The organism is Anoxybacteroides voinovskiense (genome assembly GCF_014196205.1).
GTDB classification, from domain to species: domain Bacteria; phylum Bacillota; class Bacilli; order Bacillales; family Anoxybacillaceae; genus Anoxybacteroides; species Anoxybacteroides voinovskiense.
The window spans coordinates 1-22,657 of record NZ_JACIDE010000014.1 but is presented as its reverse complement, the minus strand read 5'-3'; the positions used below and the strand labels follow the sequence as shown (position 1 = coordinate 22,657).

Below are 22,657 nucleotides of genomic sequence, written 5' to 3'. Positions count from 1 at the left end.
AAATTATATTGTTCAAATAATGTTAAAAAATTAGTGCAGTTCATTTACTTTTTTTCGTAAATAGTTCATGAACAAGACGGCAACTAACATCGTAGCGGCGACCCACCAAAATCCGTACGAATACGAATTCGTCCATTGCTTAAATGTGCCTAAAATGTTCGGCAAAAAGAATCCGCCTAATCCGCCGGCCGCTCCAACAAATCCCGTGAGCAAACCGACTTCTTTTGGAAAAACGTTCGGGATGACTTGGAACAATGCCCCGTTTGCTGTTCCGAAAAAGATAAGTGTGACAAATAAAAGCGATAATGCGACGTAAACTGGCGGAAGAAAACCGACAATCGTCAACGTAATCGTCGCACCGATAAATAACCAAACAAGCAAATTCATTCCTCCGTATTTATCCGCTAAATACCCGCCAATTGGGCGAACAAAACTGCCGGCAAATACAACAAGTGTGACGAAATCGCCAGCCGTGACTTTGCTGACGCCGTATTGATCGAAAAAGAATAACGTTAAATAGCTCGTCATGCCGACAAATCCGCCGAACGATAAACTGTAGAAAAAGCTGAACAGCCACGTTTCTTTCATTTTGATGACGCGAGCATATTCGGATACTTTCGTTGGTTTAACCGCTGTCGGACAATCTTTCGCAAAAAGGATAAAGACAATGAGCGCAACGAGTAACGGAATAAGCGCCAAACCGAATACACTATTCCAACCATATGCTTCAGCAATGCGTGGACCGAATAACATCGCCAATACAGTACCGCTGTTTCCTGCTCCAGCAATCCCCATTGCCAACCCTTGATGTTCTTTCGGATACCAACGGCTTGCTAATGGTAGCGCTACCGCAAAACTTGCTCCTGCTACCCCTAACAAAAGACCGAGCGCATAAATTTGTGGCAAACTATCTGCCAACAGCCAGCCCCAAAGAAGTGGAACCATCGTCAACAACATACCGATAATACCAATTCTTTTTCCACCGAACCGATCGGCTAACAATCCCATCGGAATGCGAAGGATTGCTCCTCCTAACACCGGGATTCCGACCATCATTCCTTTTTGCGCAGGAGTCAACCCTAAATCTTCCACAATAAACGTCCCTGTCGCTCCTAAAATGACCCAAATCATAAAACTAACGTCGAAATAGAAGAAAGATGAAAGCAGTGTCGGCAAATGCCCAACTTTTAAAAATTCTTTTAACCTCATGTCCCTTTCCCCTCCTCTTCAACAACCCTAGGCGTTGTTGTCACCATCATCATACGGAATTCACGGAAGAAAATTTGTGAAGTTTATCACAGTTTTTTACGCTGTCACATATTTGTTAAAAAAATGTGAGGGCCGTCACTAATTACAGTGTGAGCGAAAAAAGGAAGGAATATCACGAGTGTTGATTATCCATTATTTTACTAAAAACACAGAATCATTTGACTGAACACAAGCTTTTCTGCCTCTTCCCTCGAACAAGAACGCCGGCGGGCAAATGTCATTTGCCCGCAAAGCGTTCATTGTTCGAGGAGGGCATGCGTACAGCATGCCCAGTCGGCAAGCGGTTCGCTTGCCGACTACGGCAGAAAAGCTAGGAATAGAGCGATTTCAACTGGTTTTTAATGGTTAATCAACACGCCTGAAGGAATATAAAAAAAACTGACCCATCATTCGAGTCAGTTTTTCCGTAATGCTTTTGGAATGTAGACACAAAACGGTTCGCTTTCTAAATAATCGCCTGTGACCGCATACGCCCGTGACCGCGAACCGCCACAAACGTAGCGAAACTCACAGACACCGCACTTTCCTTTGTATTTGTCTGGATTGCGCAAGTCTTGAAAAATCGGCGAGTTACGATAAATCTCAGCGAGCGGCGTTTCTCGTACGTTCCCTGCTTTTACCGGCAACAAGCCGCTCGGATACACGTCGCCAATATGGGAAATAAACACGAACCCGTTGCCGTCGTTTACCCCTTTTGGCGCTCGTCCAAGCCCGTCGACTTGACCAGTGAGCCCTTTCATCAGCACATCTTCATACCGAATTTCGCCGGTTGTTTGTTTTTCTCGCATTTTTTGCTGCAAAACAACGCGTCGGTAATGTTGTCCTGCCGTCGTTTTAATGTCAAACGGTACGCGCTTACTTGTTTCATATAGCCAATGAAACACTTTTTCATGTTCTACTGGCGAAATCATATCTGTTTCTTTTCCACGCCCCGTCGGCACGAGGAAAAAGACGCTCCAAAGCACGCAGCCGAGCTTCTCGACAAGCGCTACCATTTCATCTAATACATGCACGTTGTAGCGGGAAATAACGGTATTAATTTGAATCGGAATATCTAGTTCATGCAAATATTGAATCGCTTTCATCGTTAAATCAAACGAGCCGCTCGTTCCGCGAAAATGGTCGTGAATTTCAGCCGTTGGCCCGTCCAAGCTAAACGCCCAACGCGCTAATCCTACTTCTTTCGCTTTACGAATCGCCTCTTTCGTCACATTTGGCGTCGCACTTGGTGTCATCGAAACACGCAATCCTTTATCGATCGCATATTTCGCGATATCGTATACGTCCGGCCGCATTAACGGATCTCCGCCGGTAAACACAAGCAGCGGCTGTTCCATGTCATAAATGTCATCGATTAACTTTTTGCCTTCCTCCAACGTCAATTCGCGCGGGTCGCGATGATATTGCGCTTCCGCCCGGCAATGAAGGCATTTTAACTGACAGGCTCTCGTCAGTTCCCAAATAACGATAAATGGATTTTGTTGAAAGTCTCGCACAGCTTTCCCCTCCTCGTTTCCATTGTAAATCATTCGGGGAGAGGAGGCGTGTGATGTTCATCACAACTCTTTTTCTGTCACAATATCGCCATATTCTGTTGCGTCGTTTATGTTGTGAAAAACGCGTGCCTCTTCGGAAAAATCCGTTTCATTCACATAGCGAACGCGACGTTTTTCTAGCAATAAAAACATCCGGTTATTTCCCGCCATCAACAGTTGTTCCATATCGCCAACCACTCGACGATGGTATGCGCCAACAAGCGGTTGAATACGTCCGAAATGAGCAGAAACGACGATATCGAACGAATCATCGATGAAAGAAACCATCTTCCGAATGGTTCGTTCCGTTATGTATGGCATATCGCACGGAAGGACAAATACCCAGTCTGCCTCCATTTGCTTCATAACGGTATAAATGCCGGCAAGCGGGCCTTGGCCGCGGTATTTTTCGTCATCGACGATTATTTTTTCGTTTGTTTCTTGTTGAAAGCGTGCCACAAGCGTCGGATGGCTGACAATATACAGTTCTTCGACAGATGGACGCAGCGCTTCAACCGCGCGTTGAAAAAAATACACGCCATTTTGCTTTGCAAACGCCTTCGGGCTGCCAAAGCGGCGTGACTCTCCGCCCGCTAAAATCGCCCCAGCCATTCGAAACACCTCAATCACCTCGTCCATTTTTGTTTCACTTTACCATGTCAAACGAAAAAAGAAAAGGTTCCCGTTAAATCGGGAACCATCTTCTTTTTTATTTTTTTCCAATAGCGACACGCCAGACGTCTGGTCCTTCTTCTAAATATTCCCATGTGAACTGTCCTTCTCGTTCCATCATAAATTGGTAATGAAGTGGACGCGGGTCATGATCGTTCGTTAGCTCCATCACTTCTCCTGATTTTAAGCTGTCAAATAAACGAAAAATCGCTGGATGTCTATCTTTCGGTTCATATGCAGGCGCATAAATTTTTGCGGCAAATTGGCTCATAAAACGAACCTCCTTTATAGTATAATGATTTATATACACATCATAGCGGCTAGATGTTGTCCATGAAGTGATGGACGTCACAGTTCGTTATGAAAAATCTCAACACGTTTGAAAGGGGAATAGCCCTTGGAAGAGTTCGTCGGCTTTTGTGCAAAGTGCGGTAAACCGATTCATTGTTTATCCGGCTTTTTAAACGGCGTCATCAGCGGCGAAAAAGAAACGTTGTATTGCTTTGAGTGCTACGAGAAAAAAGACATAAAAAAACAGTAGCGAAGGAGGACGGCGAACCTCCTTTTTTTAAAAAATAAAAAGTTGCCCTAAAAGCAACCGCTCTTAGGACAACTTTGTACGTTTATTCCACTTCTTTCGCTAAGTCCGGAACTGGCAGTGCTTGTTCTTCTTGATGGGTCGGTTTGCGCAAATGGAACAACGCTTTCACGCTAAAGACCATGAGCGTAATGACGCCGACCAAGAAAATCGTATCTGGAATTGCCCGAAGCGTAAGTAAACGTTGCACGATGTCTTGTTTTAGAAAGTCTGGCGAACGCGATGCCCAGTAGCCGTGCAAGAACGCTTCTTTCAATTGCATAATGCCAATCGGCAACAATGTCACAACAATCATTCCAGCAAGCCCAATGTTTAACATCCAGCACGCGAATTTAAGCCATTTGTCGTTCCACGCTTCTGGTTTGACGATGTTGCGAAGCGAATAAAGCAATACAGCAATACCGAACATCCCGTACACGCCCATCATCGCGCCATGGCCGTGCGTCGGTGTTAAAAATTGTCCGTGTTCAAAGTAGCTAACAGCCGGCAAGTTAATTAAGAAACCGAGCACCCCTGCACCGACTAAGTTCCAAATCGCTGTCGAAATTAAAAACCAAAATGTCGCTTTATACGGGAAGTCGACTCCACCGTCGCGCATCATTTTGTATTGCTCATACGCCTCAAGGACAAGCAACGTAAGCGGAATCACTTCTAGCGCAGAGAAGACTGCACCAAGAGCAATCCAAATTTCCGCTGAACCGTTGTAGTAATAGTGGTGACCGATTCCGATGACGCCGCTGCCAAGCAAAATAATGAATTGGAAATAAAGCGCACGAACGGTCGATTTTTTCGTCACCAATTTCATCTGCACTAACAAAAATCCGATGACGACAACGGCAAATACTTCAAAAATTCCTTCTACCCATAAGTGGATAATCCACCATCTCCAGAAATCCGCCATCGTAAAGTTTGTATCCGGATTAATAAAGAAGGCAAATACGTAAAAGAACGGAACAGCAATTGCTGAGTAGAATAACAAGTGGATTAACCCGCCTTTATCGCTCTCACGTTTCAATCCGCTCTTAATCCCACGATACACAATAAACAACCAAATCAACATGCCGACAACTAATACAATTTGCCAAATACGACCTAATTCAATATATTCCCACCCTTGATCACCAAATAAGAACCATTTGTTTCCTAAATATCCGTTCACTCCTAGCCATTCACCGAGCATACTTCCACCGACGAGCACAACGAGCGCCCAGAACAGTACATCGACAAGCATCCCTTGTTTTTTCGGCTCGTAGCCACCGACAAGCGGTGCAATGAAAATCCCCATCCCTAGCCATGAAGTAGCAATCCAGAAAATTGCTAGCTGTAAATGATACCCTTTGGCAATATTAAATGGCAGGATGTCGTGAATCCATTTGATTCCAAAAAAGCTATCTGGCTCAACGTAGTAGTGCGCCAATAGCGCTCCGAACATCGATTGAACGAAGAATAAAACCGAAACAACCGCAAAATATTTCCCTGTTTTTACTTGCGAAGCAGTTAACGGCTGTTTGCGTAGATCGATAATCGGGAATTGACCGTCTTTATACGCTTCTTGCATACTAAGCTGATAGCGGTGCTGAATGAATAAAATGATCGCAACAAATAACACTAAAATCGTTGCACTTGCCCCACTCCACCAAATCGCCGAGAACGACATCGTATTTCCAGCATCTTCATAATATGGCCAGTTGTTCGTATACGTAATCGTATCCCCGTTTCGCAACGTGCTTGATAGCCATGCGGTCCAGAAGAAAAAATCTGCAATTTGTTTCGTTTGGTCGCCATCCGCTACCCAAGCACGACCACTTTTTGGCATATGGCTTTCTTGGATAAGCCCTTTTTTCAATCCCCAGCCATCACCGTTTGTAAATACGTTTTTGTAGTAATCACGCACTTGCTCTAATCCATACACTTGCGCATCCGTTAAAACGAGCACATCTGTTACAGGGTTATAGCGATTTTTTTTCATTTCTTTAATGACCTTTTGGCGAACGATTTGTTGTTCATCGCTCGATAGTTGCTTAAATGGCTTATGGTACAATTCGTTTGCTTTATAGTCTTGCATTCCTTCCGTATACACTTTTAATGCTTGGGCAGTGTAGTCAGGTCCCATGTAAGAACCGTGCCCGAGAACCGTTCCATAATCCATCAACCCGTATTTTTGGAACACCGACTGGCCGCCGATAATCGATTCTTTTGTCAATAACACTTCCCCGCTCTCGCTGCGGACTTCTTTCGGGCGCGGTGCCATTTCTTTAAAAATCCAATATCCGCCGACTAATAGAACGGTAAAACTGATTAAAATAGTAAAAATTAAGACAGACTTTAAAAAGCTGTTTTGTGTTGAACGAGCGACCGATGCGCGAACGTTCCGGTTTATTTCCATATCCCTCCACCTTCCTTTTCGTTCCTTTCGTTCTCATTGTAGCGCTGAAAAAACTTGCGTTATGTGAGGTATCGCAAACGTTCCCTATGATTTTCGTCACACGTTCACAAAAAGTTATGATTTATGTCACAGCTTCTCATTAGAAAACAACGTAAAATTTTGCTTAGAAATTCCATAAGGAGTGGATGATATGACGAATGATTGGATTAAAACAAGGCTGAAAAATGTCGCGCTTTTTCGGGAATTATCCGATCAAGAACTTGACTCAATCGTGAAAATTTCTCAAGTACGTGTCTACAAACCGAGAACGTTCGTCTTTATGCAAGGAGAGCCGCTTGAACGCGTCTTTTTTATTCAATCAGGAACGGTAAAAATTTATAAAACGGATATTAACGGCAAAGAACAAATTGTGTCGATTTTGCAAACAGGAGAAATGTTCCCGCACGCTGGCTTTTTCCGTCGAGGAAGTTATCCGGCTCATGCGGAAGTGATGGAAGAAGCAACGCTCATTGCCATTCCAATCGCCGAATTTGAACAGACGCTTATTTGCTATCCTGAATTATGCATGAAACTATTTCGCGTGATGGGAGAAAAAATTATCGACTTGCAAAACCGTCTAGAAGAACAAATTCTCCATAATACGTACGAACAAATTATTTTACTGTTATTGCGACTGACAAAAACAAATGCGGTCTTGCAAGGACGCTTTCACCGCTTAACGACGCATTTTACAAACCGCGAACTCGCCAATATGATTGGCACATCGCGCGAAACGATTAGTCGCACGCTCAGCCAATTGAAGCGAAAAGGACTGATCGATATTGATGACAATGGCTATTACTTAATTGATGCAGAAAAATTGGAAAAGGAGATTTTTTTATAATATGTGACAGAGATCACAATACCCATGAGTGAAAATCACTATCATAGAAAGTGAAAAGATCATGAAAGGGTGAGCGCGATGGGAAAAATCGTGGAGTTGGATGTTCGTGAAGATTTGCAAAAAAAGTTGGAGCCGTTCCAAAAAATTATGACCGCTGTTCAACCGCTCGAAGCGGGTGATACGTTTATTTTGCATGCACCGTTTAAACCTGTCCCACTTTTTGCGGTCATGAAAGCAAAAGGGTTTACGTATGAAGCAGAACAGCTCGACAAAAAACATTGGAAAGTGACGTTTGTCAAGCAGGGGTGAGAACGATGATATTAGATAATCGTGGATTAGAGCCACCGCAACCGATGATGCGGACGCTTGCAGCATTAGAAACGCTTCCTAAAGGAGAAACGTTAACGATTATTAACGACCGCCGCCCGATGTTTTTATACGAACAGCTTGATGAACTTGGCTATCTTTATGAAACGAAAGAGCGCGAGGACGGGAGCTTTGAAATTACGATTACAAAGGGATGACGACGATGTTTCCTTCGACACAACAAACGTATGAAACAAATATTCGCTTGCCGTTTTCTTTTATTTTATTTGGCGTCGTTGCGTTCATCGCTTCTGAAGCGATTTTGCTTGTTTCAGGCACATCGCTCGTTCAAGGGGCGTTTCGTATCCCTAGCGTATGGGCGGCGATGCATTTAGCAGTGCTCGGTTGGGCGTTAATGATCGCGATGGGCGCGATGTATCAGCTCGTTCCAGTCGCCTTTTTAACGCCAATTTGGAACGAAACGTTAGGGTTTGTGCAATTTTTTGTCACCGCGCTTGGCATTTTTCTGCTTTCGATTAGTTTCCTTTGGAAAATGGAGTTCGTGTTTTTCGCTGGCTTGTTGCTTGCGCTCGGGTTTGTTCTTTTTTTCATCCAAATGGTGATGACGCTTAAAAAACAACCGGCAAAAAACATCATGACGTTATTTGTCAGCACAGCACTTTTTTGCTTGCTATTGACGGTTTCTTTAGGAATAGCGCTTTCGTTTCATTTTTTTAGCGGCAGCGAAATAGCAGACCATTTGTTCATGCTAAAGACACATCTATTATTAGGACTTGCCGGATGGTTTACGTTGCTTATTATCGGCTTTTCTTACAAAATGGTGCCGATGTTTTCGTTGGCACACGGATTTTCGATGACGCTTGCACGCTACGTGTACGCTATTTACGTCAGCGGGCTCGCCATTACCTTTTTCAGCTTTTTAACGAACAGTTCTACTCTTTTCGCTAGCGGAACAGGACTTTTGTTGCTTGGGTTTGCACTATTTAGTTACCATATCGTAACGATTTTGCGAAAGCGGGTCAAGAAAAAATTAGATCGTCCGTTTTTATTTGCGCTTTTCGCAATCGCTATCGCGCTTTGCCTACATGGATTCGCTTTTCTGTTCGCGATCATAGGAAATACGGCCGGTTTTGGCGTGATTATATACGGATATCTTTTCGGATGGATTATTTTAAGCATTGTCGGCTATTTATATAAAATCGTGCCGTTTTTATGGTGGACGCACTGCTATAGCCAAAAAATCGGCAAAGAAAACGTACCGACGTTAAAGCAAATGATAAATGAAAAATGGACTGTTTTTACCTGCGGGTTATTTTTCGTTAGCTTCGTCGGTGTCATCCTAGCGCTTGTTGTTTCTAGCTTGCCGTTATTTTATGCCGCGCAAGGCGGAATGGTTATTTTTTCCATTTTGTTTGCAGGAGCAATCATCTCCGTATTGCGGAAATAAGGGAGGAAAAGCAAATGGAATTAAAAGAGATGGTCATCGAGCAGCTTCGTACCGTATACGACCCAGAGCTAGGCATTAATGTCGTTGATTTAGGGCTAATTTATGATTTGCGTATTGATGACGGAGTTGTATCAATTGTTATGACACTTACCACCCCTGGATGCCCGCTGCACGATTCCATTGTTGGTGGTGTTAAACGAGCGCTTGCACACATGGAAGGGGTAAAAGATGTCGATGTACAAATTACGTGGAATCCGCCATGGACACCAGAGCGAATGAGCGAAGCCGCACTACGGCAATTGGGGCATATTTAAGAAAAGCGGAAACGACTGGGTTGCCCAGCTAGACAAAAAACGCAAATAATGAAAGCGCAAGGCAAATGCCCTGCGCTTTTTAGACGTGCTCGATAAACCACTTAACAGTTTCTAAAAATGCTTCTCGCGTCACTTTATGGCCAGCCTCATCGTCCGAAACGAATTTCAGCTTCTCGTTTGGATAAAGTGGTTTTATTTGATGATAAAACTCATATGTATAGTGGTAAGGGACGACTTGGTCACGCTCCCCATGCCACATCATGAGCGGACGGCCACGTAATTTTTCCGGCTGTCTTGCGAGGTCATACGGTGCTAAACGCTCGCGTTCTTTTTTTAGCTGTTCGTCTGACAATGGAATGGATAAACGCATTTGCTTTGCCAGTTCAATTTGCGCGTCAAAAAATGCTTCATAGTTCGGGCTTCCCATTAGCGAAACAGCTGCTTTAATCCAAGGATATGTCGCAAGCGAGCCAAAAGTGACAATCCCCCCCATCGATGTACCGGCAACACCGATACGATCTTCTTGGACAAGATGTTGCGCACATAGCGCTTGTTTTATTTGCCCGACTTCATGAATCGTTTGCACAACAATGTCCCAAAATGCTAAATGAAGCTTTTCGTTTGTCAACGATTGTTCGCGTTCGCCATGATAAATGGCATCTGGCAACACGACTCGATAGCCAGCTTCCGCCAATAAATACCCAAAATGAAGATTATGTTCTTTTGCGCTCGTAAAGCCGTGCACAAACATAATAAAAGGCAGCTTTTCTTGTCGCTTTTCCGCCTTCACCACATGAAGTACCGGAATGCCAGCAATTTTTTCGTTTTGAATAATAACCATACTGCGAAACCCCTTTTTTTGTTATTCTCTTCTTTAGTGTAACATGTAGACAAAAATTTTGGAAAAGAGTTACACTGAAAATGTCTTTATCGTTCTTTTAAAAATTTTGGATACGTAAAGGAGACCGTATGGAACAGTATTTAATCGCATTGGATTTAGACGGAACGTTGTTAAAAGAGGATAAAACGATTTCCCCTGCAACAAAAGAAGTCCTTTTCCGCGCCAAAGAAGCAGGGCATCTTGTCGTCATCGCCACCGGCAGACCGTATCGGGCGAGCAAGATGTATTACGAAGAGTTAGAACTAACAACCCCTATGATTAATTTCAACGGTGCTTTTGTCCATCATCCAACAGACGATACGTGGGGAATGTTCCACTCCCCTCTTGCGCTCGAAACGGTAAAGGAAATTATTGAAGTAAGCGAAACATACCATGTCAAAAACATTTTGGCAGAAGTGATGGACGACGTTTATTTTCACGAACATGATGAAAAGCTCTTAGATATCGTCAAACTTGGCAATCCGAAAATTGAAATTGGAGATTTGCGGCAATTGCTAAAAGCCGACCCGACGAGCGTCCTTATTCATAGCGACGAGCAACATGCCGATGCGATTCAACGCTATTTGTCTTCGGTGCACGCGAACGTCTTGCACCATCGACGCTGGGCGGCACCATGGCATATTATTGAGATCGTTCGCACCGGCGTTCATAAAGCGTTTGGTCTAGAACGTGTGGCAGAATATTACCAAATCCCAAAAGAGCGTGTCATCGCATTTGGTGACGAAGATAACGATTTAGAGATGATTCAATGGGCAGGATATGGCATTGCGATGGGGAACGCCATTGAGCCGCTGAAACAGGTGGCGAACGATATAACAAAAACGAACGAAGAAGACGGCATCGGCGTTTATTTAAAGGCGCTGTTAAAGTTGTAAGCAATTGCCTTACTAACGCTTCCTCGTTGTGGCTACAATAAAAGTGACGCACGTTGCGTCTTCACTTTTTAAGGGGGAATGCGTCTTGGGCAAACGAAATAAATCGAAGCGATTCATTCAACAAAGCGTCGATACAATCGAAAAACACGATGAGCGAATTCCTTATCATATGACGTATGCAGAGGCAGAAGAACGAAAAGCAAGACAAGCGATCGATATGTCGATTGGAGGCGAGTGACGATGAGCAATCGTCTATTCCAAGAAGCAAAAAAAGCGGTCATGCTGGCGAAGGAAGCTGCGAACGAGCAAGCAAATCATACGAACGAAGCAATCGCCATCGCCAAAAACGCCCTTTCTTCTGCTTACGCCCATTCCAACGTAGCCGAAAAAGCGCAACTGCGCCAGCTGCAAGAAGAATTGGATCATCTAAAATAGCGATGCGGAAAACCCGCATCGCTTTTTGTCAAAAGATAGGAAAGTATAAAATTTTACGATTAGGTGGAGCGCTGTCTAGCTCCAAGCGCCATCGGCTCGAGTCGCTCCGCCCCACGCTGCGGCGGCGAAGCCTCCTCGGTGGGGCTTGTGCGATCTTCGCCGATAGGCGGGCGCTTTGCGCTTTTCTTAATTTCCTGCGATATCTGGATACTTATTCATAAACCGATAAATAATCACTGCTAAATCAGCCCTTGTTAACGAAGAGGATGGTTGAAACTCTTTCGATTTCGTTCCAGGCATAATTTTTAATTTACTAATCAACCCAACATGACCTTTATGTTGAATCTTATTTGCATCTTTAAACGAAATCGGAAACAAATCGGTTTGCGAAGCAAGCTTATCATATCCTAACGCACGAACAAGGGTCACGGCGACAAATTCTCGCGTTACTTGGCTTGTCGGGTGAAAATATTCTTCATCTACTTTAATTAATCTGCGGTCAACCGCTCTTTGTAAATACGGGTAGTAGTCTGCCTCTTTTTTTACATCTTTGAATGGTGCGGCTGCGTTCTCATTATACCACGTTCCGTAATCCCCAATCGCTCTCATGACAACCTCGACAAATTCCCCTTTTGTCACTACTCGCTCTGGATATACTTTCCCGTTTTCCACATCGTATATATTGTAATCAATCATTGCTTGCAGCGCCTGTTCTTGTTTATGTCCTTTTATATCTGTTGCTACATTTTGGTCGTCGACTACCCTTCCAGTGGAAGCATCTTTCCATTTCCCATCAACGGCATCTAAATATTTTTCCTCCCAAGACGGGGTTGGTTGATAAACTAAAATAGCTGTGCTATTTCTTTTTTCATCCGCCGTTAAGGTCGTAAAGTAGCTTAAGGCAAGCTTTTTATCCTCTAAATACATTTCTTCTGCTTTTTCTAGCGAAACGACTTTGGTTGGCAACGGAAACGATACGTTACGCCACTCGGTAAAGAAACGAATAATTTTTCCTGTTTCCGCAGAAACGGCTACACTTATTCCTTGTCCTTGTACTGGAATTCCATTTTCTTTGCGATAAAAGTACATTTCGTAAAAGAGCGGGTTCGATTTGCTGTCATACCGTACTTCCTGCGGCAACGTAGCATATAAACGATCCACTTTATCAGGAGCCACTTTTTTTACAAAATTTTTTGCGATTTCAAGTGCCTGTTCTTTCGTGTAGTTCACCTGCGGGTTTTTGTTTGCTTCCGATTCTTTATAGTACATCACATTGCGGTCAAATCGAGTAAGTTCCCCTGTTTTTGCATTTATTTCTGCATACATATAGTTGGTATCTTCTCCATTATCTCGAAAGCCAAGCACCCATACAGAAGTTTCCCCCCGGTCCTCGTAATTCACCGAATCAAGTTCGATAGAATCCGGCAGCTCCATTGTTCGTTTCACTGCTTCTATGGCTTCTTTTTGCGTTAATTCTTTGCTTCGCGGCGGCAAAGGAGTAGCGCTTTCTGCTAACGGCTTATCGTCTATCGGTGCTGTTTGCTCCACCGGTTTTCCGTACATATCAATAAATTTTCCGGTATGAGCGTCGATAATGGCATTAAAGTTCGCTTGATAATATGGATATGCATTCGTTTTCGGTACGTAGATTAATTTTGGAGCCTGCTTCGATGAATAGTCGATTTGGTAACGTAACTCTAATTCCATGCGGTCTTTTAACAACTTTCTTGCTTCGTCTAAAGAAATGACGTTTTCCTTCTTTTCAAATGTTACTTCATCATTCCAATTATATTCAAAGTTCCGAATTTCCCCATTCCCATCAATCGTTATCATAATATTGTTTTCATAATATGGTACATGATCGACCATTTGATAAAAACGGATCGCGTAAAATCGTCGTTCTCCGTACGGTAATCTCCTTTGCTGTTTTTTCAATTGCTCATCGATGACAAGTTCGTTTAATTTCTTTGGATACAGCTTTTGAATGTATTGTTTCGCTACATCCACTGCTTGATCATAACTTACTTTCGGTGGAAATGGCATGTTTCCTTCTTTATCATGATAAATATTAATATTTACAACATTTCCTGTTTGAGCGTTTACCGTTATATAAATTCCATGGTATCCTTTATCTTCTTTATACCACGACATTTGCCACACCGGCTTATTTCCATACCATTGTGTCGAAAAAGTTATGCCCTGAAATTTATACCCTTTGTCAATGTTAATTGTTTTTTTCGCAATTTCAATCGCTTGTTCTTTCGAAATCTTCACTTCTTCCATATCAATCGCTGTAGAATTGACGCCTACTTGTTGATACAGTTTTTGCTGTGAAGGTAAATATAGTTCCTTCTCCGCTGCTTTTGCGGTAATCGGTCCTGTGCTTGTAACAAGCACAGCAGCTACTAAAAACTTCGAAAGCCAATCTTTCTGCATTGTAATCCCCCTTTTTATAATTTCTGGAATGAAATCCATTTATTTAGACGAATAGCGCATTAAAAAGTTTCAGAAAAAAACAAAAAACCGCCCAAAAAGGGAGACGGTTTGTTGCTACCACTTATTCTTTCCGAAAAAACCCAAACACCGCCGTCGTCTGGACGATGTTAGTGAATGCTTGTGGGTCTACTTCTTTAATAATTCGCTCTAAGTCAAAGAGCTCGTATCTCGTAAGAACGATCATTAATACATCTTTCTTTTCTTGCGAAAAAGCACCGGTAGCCGGAATCGTCGTAATGCCGCGGACGAGTTTGGCGTGGATCGCTTTTTTTAGTTCCTCTCCTTTGTTTGTCACAATCATCGCGGTCAGCTTTTGATGTCGAGTATGGATGGCGTCAATGACCCTTGTTGATGCATATAGCGTCACAAGCGTATAGAGCGCCTTTTCCCAGCCATATACATATCCTGCCGTTAAAATAATGACTGCATTCAACGCAAAAAAATACGTGCCGACAGGACGGTCTTTCATACGCGACAATACTAAGGCAATAATATCAAGCCCACCGGTCGAAGCCCCCCACTTGAGCGTCCAGCCAACCCCGATTGCCCCGATGACTCCGCCAAATACAGCATTTAACAAAATGTCGTCAGCCACTCTTTTCACCGGAATCATTTCTAAAAAAAGCGACATAAACAAAACGCTCAAAAAACTATAAAGCGTAAACGACTTCCCTACTTGTTTCCACCCTAAAATCGCGACAGGGATGTTAAGCAGGAACAACAAAATCCCCGTCGAAAGATGATAAGGGGTATAGTCCGCTGCAAGCTTCGACGTAAGCTGAGCAATCCCAGCAAATCCGCTCGTATAAACATTTGCCGGAATCAAAAAGAAATTGAGTGCTACAGCGTTTAACAATGCACCAATCAGTACAACCGCTAATTTTTTTATTTGCAACCAAGCCATTTTTTCACCTCATGACCAAACAGAAAATTGTTTTTTCATTTAAAAATCGTTACACTTATTTAAGAGCAAAATGATGAAATAAGTAGGTGAGTATTATGTCCATTCACATTGTAGCCGATAGCGGCTGTGATTTGCCATACTCTTTTTTACAAGAGCGAAATATTTCTTTTCTTCCGCTTATCGTCCATTTGAATAACAATGATTATGAAGACTTTGTCACGATCGAGCCAAAACAAGTGTATGATGCGATGCGAAATGGCGAAGTGGCGAAAACATCGCAGGCGAGCCCACTAAAAATGCGGGAACTGTTTACCGGGCTTGCCGAGTCTGGACGCCCTGCGGTATATATCGCCTTTTCGTCCCAATTATCAGGAACGTACCAAACAGCTATGATGGTGCGCGAAGAAGTGCTTGAGCAATATCCTGAATTGCAATTAACGATTATCGACTCCAAATGTGCTTCGCTCGGTTTAGGGCTTGTCGTGATGAAAGCGAGCGAACTTGCGCAGAAAGGAATGCCGTACGAGCAGCTATGTGAAACGATTAGCGCCTACTGCCGCCATATGGAGCATATTTTTACCGTCGACGACTTAGAATTTTTGGCGCGCGGCGGCCGCATCAGCAAGACGTCTGCGTTTGTCGGTGGGATATTAAACATTAAGCCGCTGCTTCATGTTGAAGACGGAAAATTAATTCCAATCGAAAAAATTCGCGGTCGAAAAAAAGTGTTCAAGCGAATGATTGAACTAATGGAAGAACGCGGAAACGACTTACAAAAGCAGGTCATCGGCATCAGCCACGGCGATGACGAGGAAGCTGCGTTAGAATTAAAGCGGATGATTGAAGAAAAATTTGGCTGCACTCGCTTCTTTATCTCGCCAATTGGCGGCGCGATCGGCGCCCACGCCGGTCCAGGGACGTTAGCGCTCTTTTTCTTAAACGAATACATCGACGCCTAACCGTCCAAACTATCGGTGTATGATTTAGAAAGGGGTGCACCGAGATGTCACACACGAGCGACAATGATAAAAAAGCGCGCGACAATCAAGCGAAACATCACGAAAAAAACATGCTCCGAGAAAAAAATCGCCAAGCTGGGAAACACGCTTACTCGAAAAAAACCGACCATCTGTAAAAGAGCTTGCTTTCGCAAGCTCTTTTACATGTTTTTCCGTTAATTATATTGCAAACGATATATTTATATAACAAATTCATCTCTCCATCATAATTAACAAAACTACTATTTTTACCTTCGAATCGTTCATTGAACATTTCAAAAATTCTTCACAAATAACATTTCCTCCGTGAAAATTATCACACGTGTCAAGCTATTCCAGCCGCTATGATAATGGTGAAACAAAGTTATTTTGATGAAGGGGGAACAAAAATGAAACGAAAAACAAAAATGATGTGGACGGCTGCTGCGTTAAGTGTTTCGCTTTTAGCAGGCTGTAGCGGCAACAATTCTGCGGCAACGAGCACACCAAAAAAAGAAAGCGCTAACACCGCTTCTGCGCAAGGGACGACGCAAACATCGCAAGTCATTGAACCTCATAAAGGGCTAAATCAACCTCCAGTCCCAATCAAAATGGAACGAACCGGCCCACACGACGTCAACGTGGAAATGACAGCACAAATTACCGACATTGAAATTGACAAAGGGAAAATATATAAAGCGTGGACGTTTAACGGGCAGGCACCAGGTCCATTAGTTGTCGTAAACGAAGGGGACACCATTCATTTCACACTGAAAAACATGGATCCAGCCATTCCACATAGTATGGATTTCCATGCCGTTCACGCTGCGCCATCAAAAGATTTTGCGAGCATACAGCCAAACGAAACCGGAACATTTTCCTATCCAGCAAACAATCCGGGCGTCTTTATGTACCACTGCGGCACATCGCCTGTTTTAGCACATATCGCTAACGGCATGCACGGCACCATTATCGTCAAACCGAAAAATGGATATCCAACAGATAAAAGCATCGACCGCGAATTTGTACTTATTCAAAACGAATGGTACAAATACAACGACATGAACGACTTTGCGAATGGCGTCCCAAGCCACGTCGTCTTTTCAACAAAAGCGTTAAAACCAGGGGAACCGAATACAAACGGGGATACGTTTACATTAAAAGAACATCCACTTGTTGCGAAAGTAGGCGATCATATTAGAATTTACGTCAACAACGTCGGTCCGAATGAGGTGAGCTCCTTCCATGTTGTCGGAACGGTACTAGATGACGTTTACTTAGACGGAAACCCTGCAAACCATTTGAAAGGATTGCAAACGGTCATGCTTCCAGCGAGCGGTGGCGCGGTCGTGGAATTTACCGTCACTCGTCCTGGAAACTATCCGATTGTCACGCACCAGTTTAACCATGCACAAAAAGGAGCCGTCGCCATTTTAAAAGTCACCGAAACCGGCGAAGACGACGGCAAGGCCACTATGGGCCATTAAAGCACCTAACGAAAATATACCATAAAGAGAAACGATTTAAAAGGCTTGACAATACAACAGCTCATTCGGATGAACCGAATGGGCTGTTGTATCAGCAAAATGGCATCCATACTGCTAGGGGTGAGTGTATGCATAAAAAAATTCTCTTTTTTCTCCTTTTGCTTTTATCGCTTGCTGCGCCAAAAGCAATGGCAAAAGAAATTCCCGTTCATAATGAAAACGAACTCCATCGCGCATTACAGCTCGCCCATCAAGGCGATGTCATTACTCTAAAAAAAGGAACTTATCGTGGAAAGCTCGTCATCAACCGCTCGGTCACAATTCGCGGCGAAGATGGAGCAATAATTATCGGAACAGGTGAAGGGAACGTCATAACCGTTGCCGCTGATGATGTCGTGATTGACAGCTTAGACATTCAGCAAAGTGGATCTCAAGACGCTGGTATTTATATTACTGCCAATCGCACAAAAATATTGAACAATATTATTCACGACGTGTTCCACGGAATCGTCGTTCGGAACGGATATGGCAATGAAATCAGGCATAACCAAATCACAAGTTTTGCCGAAAAAAAAGCGTTTAAAGGCTTTGGCATTTACCTTACCGAAGCACCGCAAACAAAAATAATAGAAAACAATATTTTTCGCTTACAAGACGGCATTTACATCTCGTACTCCAATTTTTGCGAAGTGCAAAAAAATAAAATATGGAACGCAAGATATGGCGTTCATACGATGGACTCGAAAAATATCGCCATCGCACAAAATGAGGTAAGCGCAAGCCGCAATGGATTTATGATTATGCAAAGTGACTACGTACTAATGACTGGAAATGTGCTGCAATGGAATACAACGATTGACGGTGTCGGCATTTTCATGTTTGATACGTTTTATTCCGAAATTACGAATAACATCATGCGCGGAAACAAAAAAGGGATGTATGTCGAAAACGTCCAAAAAAGCTCGATTCGCTATAACATATTTGAGCAAAACGACACCGGGCTAGACATCGGCAAATCTTCTAAAGAAAACACCATTTATTTAAACAACTTTTTAAAAAACATACGGCAAATCATCTCTGCGAAAAATAACAAAAACACCTTCAGTTGGGAAGGGTTGGGGAATTATTACGATGATTGGCAGCCGATGGATTTGAACCGCGACAATATTGTTGACTATGCCTATAAAAGCGGCGATGCTTCTTACTACCTCATGACAAAAGAACCGCTTTTGCAAATTTTTTATGAAAGCCCTGCCGTCCGTTTATGGAATATGATTGAACAATATACACCAATTCCATCCGATCAGTTTATCGTTGATCGGCATGCATTGGCAACGCCTGTAGCTATTCATATTCGTACCGAGGCAAAGGAAAAGAAGAATGAAGCTGCTCCTTTCCCTGGCCAACAACTAAGTGTTTTTCTCTTACTGACTTTCTGGAGTGGCGTTACCTTTTTAGCGACGAGGAGGAAATATCGTGAAACGTAAACTACTCACTTTTTTGCTTGCCCTTTCGATGACAGCAGGATGCTCTGCCCAAGCAGCTAAGCCTGTAGAAATTAACGAAAATGTCGATAGCTGTGATACATGCCATATGGGGATTCGTGACGCATCGTTAGCAGCGGAAGTATTAATTGATGGAAAACCGATGAAGTTTGACGATATCGGCTGTATGGTAACTTATCTACAGCAACATAAAAACATCGACGCTGCCTTTGTCCATGCACATGATTCGAAAGAATGGATTGATTTTCAAAAGAGTTATTTTGTTCACGACTCATCCATCGAAAGCCCAATGGGATACGGCATCGCCGCCTTTTTAACGAAACAAGCAGCAGAAAAATTTGCGAACGAACACGGTGGGCAAGTGTTTTCCAAAGACGAACTTCTTAAGCAAAACATGATGGAATTCAAGATGCATAGCCATTAAACGGAGGAAAAAGCGATGAACATTCCACTCATCTATTCGATGGTTCGCTATGAGTTGCGCATGTTGTTGCGAAACAAATGGCTGTTCAATATGATTATTTTATTTCTCGTTCTTTCCGGGCTTCTTTATTTTTATGGCATCCAATCCGTCCAATCCGACCCTGTGGATGTCCAATATGGACTGGATTCTGTGAACCAAAATATGAATACGTCCGGCGTCAATCCGGAATATTTTGGGCTGAAAAAAATAGTGATCGATACAAGATCGGCCGCGGAAATCGAAACATCTTCGTATACGAGAGCGATTTCAATGCTAATGAACTTGTCTTTATGGCTTTTGCCGGTCATGTGTTTAATTCTCGGCACAAATTCTATTCTTGCAGATAAAGAGAGCGGTCGATTTGCTTTATACAAAACATATGACGCTCCGTACGTTTACTATATGCTCAGCAAATTTTTCTCGCTTGTCTGCTCGCTCATTATCGCGCTCGGTTTATCGTATGGGGTGTTTGGGCTTGTCTTAGCAGTAAGCGGTCATTGGCATGGAGCATCGATTTTTCAAACATTTCTTTTGCTTAATGTATTGCTAATTGTCGTTTTTTCTGCCCTTTCGTTAATCATCGGCGCAATTAGTGTGACGAGAATGCAAGGACTGTCGCTGACGTTATTGACATGGAGCTTTTTCGTCTTCATTTACGAATTCGTCATTTTTTCAGTCATCGATTTTATTCCATATTCTCTGAAGCTAAAAAGTTTGTTATTTTTTCTCTTGCTGAACCCTGTCGAGACGTTACGAGTATGGGCAATCGAGCAGCTAAATGCCAACTATATTTTCGGCCCGGAGTATTTAGTATTAAAAACGTTTAGCCAAACTGGAATACTCAACATTGCAGCAATGACCGCCTTATTGGTGATGGCATTGGTCGCGATTTTGCTATCTACGTATTTATTGAAAAGAAGGGAAGGATAAAATGGGCGGCTCAACTATTTTAACGATCGATGGTGTTTCCAAGTCATATAAAAATCGCTGCGTGCTGCATCCTGTTTATCTTTATATCGCCCGTGGAGAATGCGTGGTGCTATGCGGAGCAAACGGAGCTGGAAAAAGTACGCTCATTAAATTAATTACCGGGATCGAACAACCTACTGCTGGAACGATTTCGTTTTCTACAGAAAAGAAAAAACGATTTGCTTATATGCCAGATCATATGAACTTTCCAAAGGAATTGACCCCGCTTGAAATTACTAGCTATTACGGAAAGTTTTTAAATACAAGTATGGTAACGATTGAAGCAACGTTGAAAAAAGTTGGGTTATGGGAAGAGCGACATCAAAAAGTTGGCTCCTTCTCTAAAGGGATGTCACAACGCTTAAATCTCGCGCAATGCCTGCTTTCCGACGTTGACCTTTATATTTTCGATGAGCCAACAAACGGATTAGATCCGTATTGGGTGATTCAGTTTAAGCAACTTATTCGTGAGTTGCGAAACAACGGAAAAACAATTCTCCTTAGCAGTCATATTATGCGTGATGTTGTCGAAATCGCCGACCGGGTAGCAATTATGTTCCAAGGAGAAGTGAAAGCGTATGGCACGTTGCCCGACATTTACCGAACGTATCGATGCCGCACGCTCGAAGACGTCTTTCTCTCCCTTCACGTAAACCCAAAAAACGAACCCTTTGTTACGCATGTGTAACAAAGGGGTTTTCTAATGAAATCTTACATTTCGCACCCTCTCGACAAACATCTGGAGGATTTTTTTATCTTCATGTCGAATGAATCCTTGAAACACAAGGAGAGCAAAGGAGTTTCTACATCATGAGCGTTCAAATCCGTGCCATTTATGAAAGTTCCTATTTAAATATAATAAGTACCATTTTCAAGGATCTTGGCCTTCCTCCGTTGATTGATCGTCTCGTTCCGGTGGATCCCCAATGCCAAACCCGAGCCAGTGATGTGGTCTGGCTGCTCACCTTGGATATTTTGAGCGGTCAGCAAGCACTCGCTCATGTGGAACGATGGGCGCATGACATCGATTTGCCTAAGCTAATCCGACCAAGGCTATCCCCTTCTTGGTTCAACGACGATGCCATCGTCCGCCATTCTCCTTAGCGGAGAAAAATGGAGCCACCTACCGGGTGTGGGAAACGACATCGACGTACGAAGGTCATTCGGTTCGGTTGATTGTCGTTGAATCCAGCGCGCTCGACCAACGAAAAGGAAAGACGCTCGAAAAAAAACGAAACCAAACAAGTTTTTTCTTTTAAGCGGTTGGTCGTGTTTTTTTTGGAAAAATTAAATTAGTAATTGTCCCTAGCAATAAAGCACCAATTAATGCCGCGAAAAAAGATTTTATTATGGGTACAATTATTCCATTAACTGGTGTAATACTTATAACAAAGGATAAGAGCAGAAAGAAAAAAGATATTATATAATCTTTTTTCCGAAACCGTCCCATTTAATCGCCTCCTTCTCTTAATTACTTTATCTGATAATAGTGTCTTTAAAAATATTACCATACTTATCACACTTGATTTGATTTCTTACGTCTAAGTATTGAACAACAAGTCCTATTCCTGAATATTCTAACCCATAGTGAAAATTGGCTCTTGTATATACTGTTGCCCAAGAACCATCAGCTGCAATTGTTGTCCCCTCTCCGTAGTTGTCTATTTGCCATATAAAACCAGTAAAACGTTTTTTTACCCATCCGTCATAAAAATATGGGGTTACAGTAGATTTATCGTATCTAAATTCACCTTTTGTATAAATTTCCCAAAGAGGAAGACCAACCCAACTATAAGCAACATATGTTTTTGAAACGGTACCTGTATAATAAGTTGCAGCGTCGGCTGATTTAGGTTGCAGTATATTATTAGTTAATGTGGAGGTTAAAGATTCTTGGTTATCTGTTTGTAACGCTAAATCTCCCTCAATTTCATAAATTTCAACAAAAAATAAGTTCTCATTAGTACACGGCTGTTGATTATCCAAAATTAGGCATACTCTTCCCGTATATTCGAGCATACTCAAATAAGACAGCTGCCATCTCGGATTTCCATTCGAGAGGAAGTTGTCCAGAGAAAAAACGACGAACAAACGAAAGAAAGGTAAGGGACGAGGTTGCCCGTTTTTCCGTGCGATGATATAGCCATCTCAGTAGCACATAAGCGATAAATGCCGCAAAGAGCTGGTTGTATACCGCATCCTCGCTGGTGCCAA

General features: G+C 42.8%; 28 protein-coding genes and 2 pseudogenes. 19 read left to right on the top strand and 11 right to left on the bottom strand.

All coding sequences use genetic code 11. From position 1 onward, the window contains the following. Window positions 1-30 precede the first annotated feature (30 nt). A complete protein-coding gene (locus tag GGR02_RS10410; RefSeq protein ID WP_183184669.1) occupies window positions 31-1,209 on the bottom strand; it encodes a nitrate/nitrite transporter in 1,179 nt (392 codons plus the stop codon). A gap of 274 nt (window positions 1,210-1,483) precedes the next feature. Here GGR02_RS10410 and GGR02_RS17565 point away from each other — a divergent pair, with 274 nt between their 5' ends. Next, on the top strand, window positions 1,484-1,618 hold the full coding sequence (locus GGR02_RS17565) for a hypothetical protein (RefSeq protein ID WP_260175068.1): 135 nt from the start codon (window positions 1,484-1,486) through the stop codon (window positions 1,616-1,618). Between the two features lie 46 nt (window positions 1,619-1,664). Here the strand turns inward: GGR02_RS17565 and GGR02_RS10405 are convergent, their stop codons facing one another. The 3 genes from GGR02_RS10405 to GGR02_RS10395 all read right to left on the bottom strand — a co-directional run bounded on the left by GGR02_RS10405 (window position 1,665) and on the right by GGR02_RS10395 (window position 3,747). Further along, window positions 1,665-2,765, bottom strand: a complete 1,101-nt coding sequence (locus GGR02_RS10405) for a TIGR04053 family radical SAM/SPASM domain-containing protein (protein ID WP_183184667.1) — start codon at window positions 2,763-2,765, stop codon at window positions 1,665-1,667. Window positions 2,766-2,825: 60 nt separating this feature from the next. Next, window positions 2,826-3,443, bottom strand: coding sequence for a molybdenum cofactor guanylyltransferase (locus tag GGR02_RS10400; protein ID WP_221210803.1), 618 nt, complete (start codon window positions 3,441-3,443; stop codon window positions 2,826-2,828). Window positions 3,444-3,513: 70 nt separating this feature from the next. Then, window positions 3,514-3,747, bottom strand: a complete 234-nt coding sequence (locus GGR02_RS10395) for a DUF2249 domain-containing protein (RefSeq protein WP_183184666.1) — start codon at window positions 3,745-3,747, stop codon at window positions 3,514-3,516. Window positions 3,748-3,873: 126 nt separating this feature from the next. Here GGR02_RS10395 and GGR02_RS10390 point away from each other — a divergent pair, with 126 nt between their 5' ends. Continuing rightward, window positions 3,874-4,017, top strand: a complete 144-nt coding sequence (locus tag GGR02_RS10390) for a hypothetical protein (RefSeq protein WP_183184664.1) — start codon at window positions 3,874-3,876, stop codon at window positions 4,015-4,017. 82 nt (window positions 4,018-4,099) lie between these two features. On the opposite strand, the gene GGR02_RS10385 is transcribed toward GGR02_RS10390, so the two are convergent. Further along, entirely contained in the window at window positions 4,100-6,460 is a 2,361-nt protein-coding gene (locus tag GGR02_RS10385) for a nitric-oxide reductase large subunit (RefSeq protein WP_183184663.1), read from the bottom strand. A 190-nt stretch (window positions 6,461-6,650) separates the two neighbouring features. Here GGR02_RS10385 and GGR02_RS10380 point away from each other — a divergent pair, with 190 nt between their 5' ends. The 5 genes from GGR02_RS10380 (at window position 6,651) to GGR02_RS10360 (ending at window position 9,431) form a co-directional block, all read left to right on the top strand. Continuing rightward, a complete protein-coding gene (locus GGR02_RS10380) occupies window positions 6,651-7,343 on the top strand; it encodes a Crp/Fnr family transcriptional regulator (protein ID WP_183184661.1) in 693 nt (230 codons plus the stop codon). A 78-nt stretch (window positions 7,344-7,421) separates the two neighbouring features. Then, on the top strand, window positions 7,422-7,652 hold the full coding sequence (locus tag GGR02_RS10375; RefSeq protein WP_183184659.1) for a DUF2249 domain-containing protein: 231 nt from the start codon (window positions 7,422-7,424) through the stop codon (window positions 7,650-7,652). A gap of 5 nt (window positions 7,653-7,657) precedes the next feature. Continuing rightward, on the top strand, window positions 7,658-7,867 hold the full coding sequence (locus tag GGR02_RS10370) for a DUF2249 domain-containing protein (RefSeq protein WP_003397432.1): 210 nt from the start codon (window positions 7,658-7,660) through the stop codon (window positions 7,865-7,867). After that, window positions 7,864-9,117 carry a hypothetical protein gene (locus tag GGR02_RS10365; protein ID WP_183184658.1) on the top strand — a complete coding sequence of 418 codons (1,254 nt, stop codon included), beginning with the start codon at window positions 7,864-7,866 and terminating at the stop codon, window positions 9,115-9,117. The genes GGR02_RS10370 and GGR02_RS10365 overlap by 4 nt, the downstream gene beginning before the upstream one ends. 14 nt (window positions 9,118-9,131) lie before the next feature. Continuing rightward, window positions 9,132-9,431, top strand: a complete 300-nt coding sequence (locus GGR02_RS10360; protein ID WP_183184656.1) for a metal-sulfur cluster assembly factor — start codon at window positions 9,132-9,134, stop codon at window positions 9,429-9,431. A gap of 79 nt (window positions 9,432-9,510) precedes the next feature. Here GGR02_RS10360 and yjfP read toward each other — a convergent pair whose 3' ends face one another. Continuing rightward, the gene (gene yjfP, locus GGR02_RS10355; protein ID WP_183184655.1) at window positions 9,511-10,272 is read right to left on the bottom strand and encodes an esterase; all 762 of its coding nucleotides are present in this window, start codon (window positions 10,270-10,272) and stop codon (window positions 9,511-9,513) included. A 128-nt stretch (window positions 10,273-10,400) separates the two neighbouring features. Here yjfP and GGR02_RS10350 point away from each other — a divergent pair, with 128 nt between their 5' ends. The 3 genes from GGR02_RS10350 (at window position 10,401) to GGR02_RS10340 (ending at window position 11,642) form a co-directional block, all read left to right on the top strand. Then, window positions 10,401-11,207 (top strand): Cof-type HAD-IIB family hydrolase, encoded by an 807-nt coding sequence (locus GGR02_RS10350; protein WP_183184654.1) that lies wholly within the window; start codon window positions 10,401-10,403, stop codon window positions 11,205-11,207. Between the two features lie 85 nt (window positions 11,208-11,292). Further along, window positions 11,293-11,445: a hypothetical protein gene (locus GGR02_RS10345; protein ID WP_183184653.1), complete on the top strand. Its 153-nt coding sequence runs from the start codon at window positions 11,293-11,295 to the stop codon at window positions 11,443-11,445. 2 nt (window positions 11,446-11,447) lie between these two features. Then, entirely contained in the window at window positions 11,448-11,642 is a 195-nt protein-coding gene (locus GGR02_RS10340; protein WP_183184651.1) for a DUF3813 domain-containing protein, read from the top strand. Window positions 11,643-11,828: 186 nt separating this feature from the next. Here GGR02_RS10340 and GGR02_RS10335 read toward each other — a convergent pair whose 3' ends face one another. Both GGR02_RS10335 and GGR02_RS10330 read right to left on the bottom strand, forming a co-directional pair. After that, complete coding sequence (locus GGR02_RS10335; protein WP_183184649.1) at window positions 11,829-14,078, bottom strand: YcdB/YcdC domain-containing protein; 2,250 nt, start codon at window positions 14,076-14,078, stop codon at window positions 11,829-11,831. Window positions 14,079-14,199: 121 nt separating this feature from the next. Next, complete coding sequence (locus tag GGR02_RS10330; RefSeq protein ID WP_183184648.1) at window positions 14,200-15,042, bottom strand: YitT family protein; 843 nt, start codon at window positions 15,040-15,042, stop codon at window positions 14,200-14,202. Between the two features lie 95 nt (window positions 15,043-15,137). On the opposite strand from GGR02_RS10330, the gene GGR02_RS10325 reads away from it, so the two are divergent. The 9 genes and pseudogenes from GGR02_RS10325 (at window position 15,138) to GGR02_RS17905 (ending at window position 21,702) form a co-directional block, all read left to right on the top strand. Then, window positions 15,138-16,001 (top strand): DegV family protein, encoded by an 864-nt coding sequence (locus GGR02_RS10325; protein WP_183184647.1) that lies wholly within the window; start codon window positions 15,138-15,140, stop codon window positions 15,999-16,001. Window positions 16,002-16,045: 44 nt separating this feature from the next. Further along, window positions 16,046-16,177, top strand: coding sequence for a DUF3941 domain-containing protein (locus tag GGR02_RS10320; protein WP_183184646.1), 132 nt, complete (start codon window positions 16,046-16,048; stop codon window positions 16,175-16,177). A gap of 252 nt (window positions 16,178-16,429) precedes the next feature. Then, window positions 16,430-17,506, top strand: a complete 1,077-nt coding sequence (locus GGR02_RS10315) for a multicopper oxidase domain-containing protein (protein WP_183184645.1) — start codon at window positions 16,430-16,432, stop codon at window positions 17,504-17,506. Between the two features lie 128 nt (window positions 17,507-17,634). Beyond that, entirely contained in the window at window positions 17,635-18,993 is a 1,359-nt protein-coding gene (nosD, locus tag GGR02_RS10310) for a nitrous oxide reductase family maturation protein NosD (RefSeq protein ID WP_183184644.1), read from the top strand. Next, window positions 18,983-19,435, top strand: a complete 453-nt coding sequence (locus GGR02_RS10305; protein WP_183184643.1) for a nitrous oxide reductase accessory protein NosL — start codon at window positions 18,983-18,985, stop codon at window positions 19,433-19,435. The genes nosD and GGR02_RS10305 overlap by 11 nt, the downstream gene beginning before the upstream one ends. A 15-nt stretch (window positions 19,436-19,450) precedes the next feature. Beyond that, window positions 19,451-20,404 carry an ABC transporter permease subunit gene (locus GGR02_RS10300; RefSeq protein WP_183184642.1) on the top strand — a complete coding sequence of 318 codons (954 nt, stop codon included), beginning with the start codon at window positions 19,451-19,453 and terminating at the stop codon, window positions 20,402-20,404. A gap of 1 nt (window position 20,405) precedes the next feature. Beyond that, window positions 20,406-21,131 carry an ABC transporter ATP-binding protein gene (locus GGR02_RS10295; protein WP_183184641.1) on the top strand — a complete coding sequence of 242 codons (726 nt, stop codon included), beginning with the start codon at window positions 20,406-20,408 and terminating at the stop codon, window positions 21,129-21,131. Window positions 21,132-21,253: 122 nt separating this feature from the next. Next, window positions 21,254-21,538, top strand: a pseudogene (locus GGR02_RS10290) (DUF4277 domain-containing protein); the annotation flags it as partial. A gap of 35 nt (window positions 21,539-21,573) precedes the next feature. Further along, window positions 21,574-21,702 (top strand): hypothetical protein, encoded by a 129-nt coding sequence (locus GGR02_RS17905; protein WP_458294261.1) that lies wholly within the window; start codon window positions 21,574-21,576, stop codon window positions 21,700-21,702. Here GGR02_RS17905 and GGR02_RS10285 read toward each other — a convergent pair. The 3 genes and pseudogenes from GGR02_RS10285 to GGR02_RS10275 all read right to left on the bottom strand — a co-directional run. Continuing rightward, window positions 21,699-21,893, bottom strand: a complete 195-nt coding sequence (locus tag GGR02_RS10285; RefSeq protein ID WP_041637616.1) for a hypothetical protein — start codon at window positions 21,891-21,893, stop codon at window positions 21,699-21,701. The two genes, GGR02_RS17905 and GGR02_RS10285, sit on opposite strands and share 4 nt — an antisense overlap. Before the next feature lie 26 nt (window positions 21,894-21,919). Further along, window positions 21,920-22,429 (bottom strand): hypothetical protein, encoded by a 510-nt coding sequence (locus tag GGR02_RS10280; RefSeq protein WP_183184640.1) that lies wholly within the window; start codon window positions 22,427-22,429, stop codon window positions 21,920-21,922. Continuing rightward, window positions 22,422-22,657: pseudogene (locus GGR02_RS10275) on the bottom strand (IS4 family transposase); the annotation flags it as partial. The gene GGR02_RS10280 and the pseudogene GGR02_RS10275, both read right to left, overlap by 8 nt.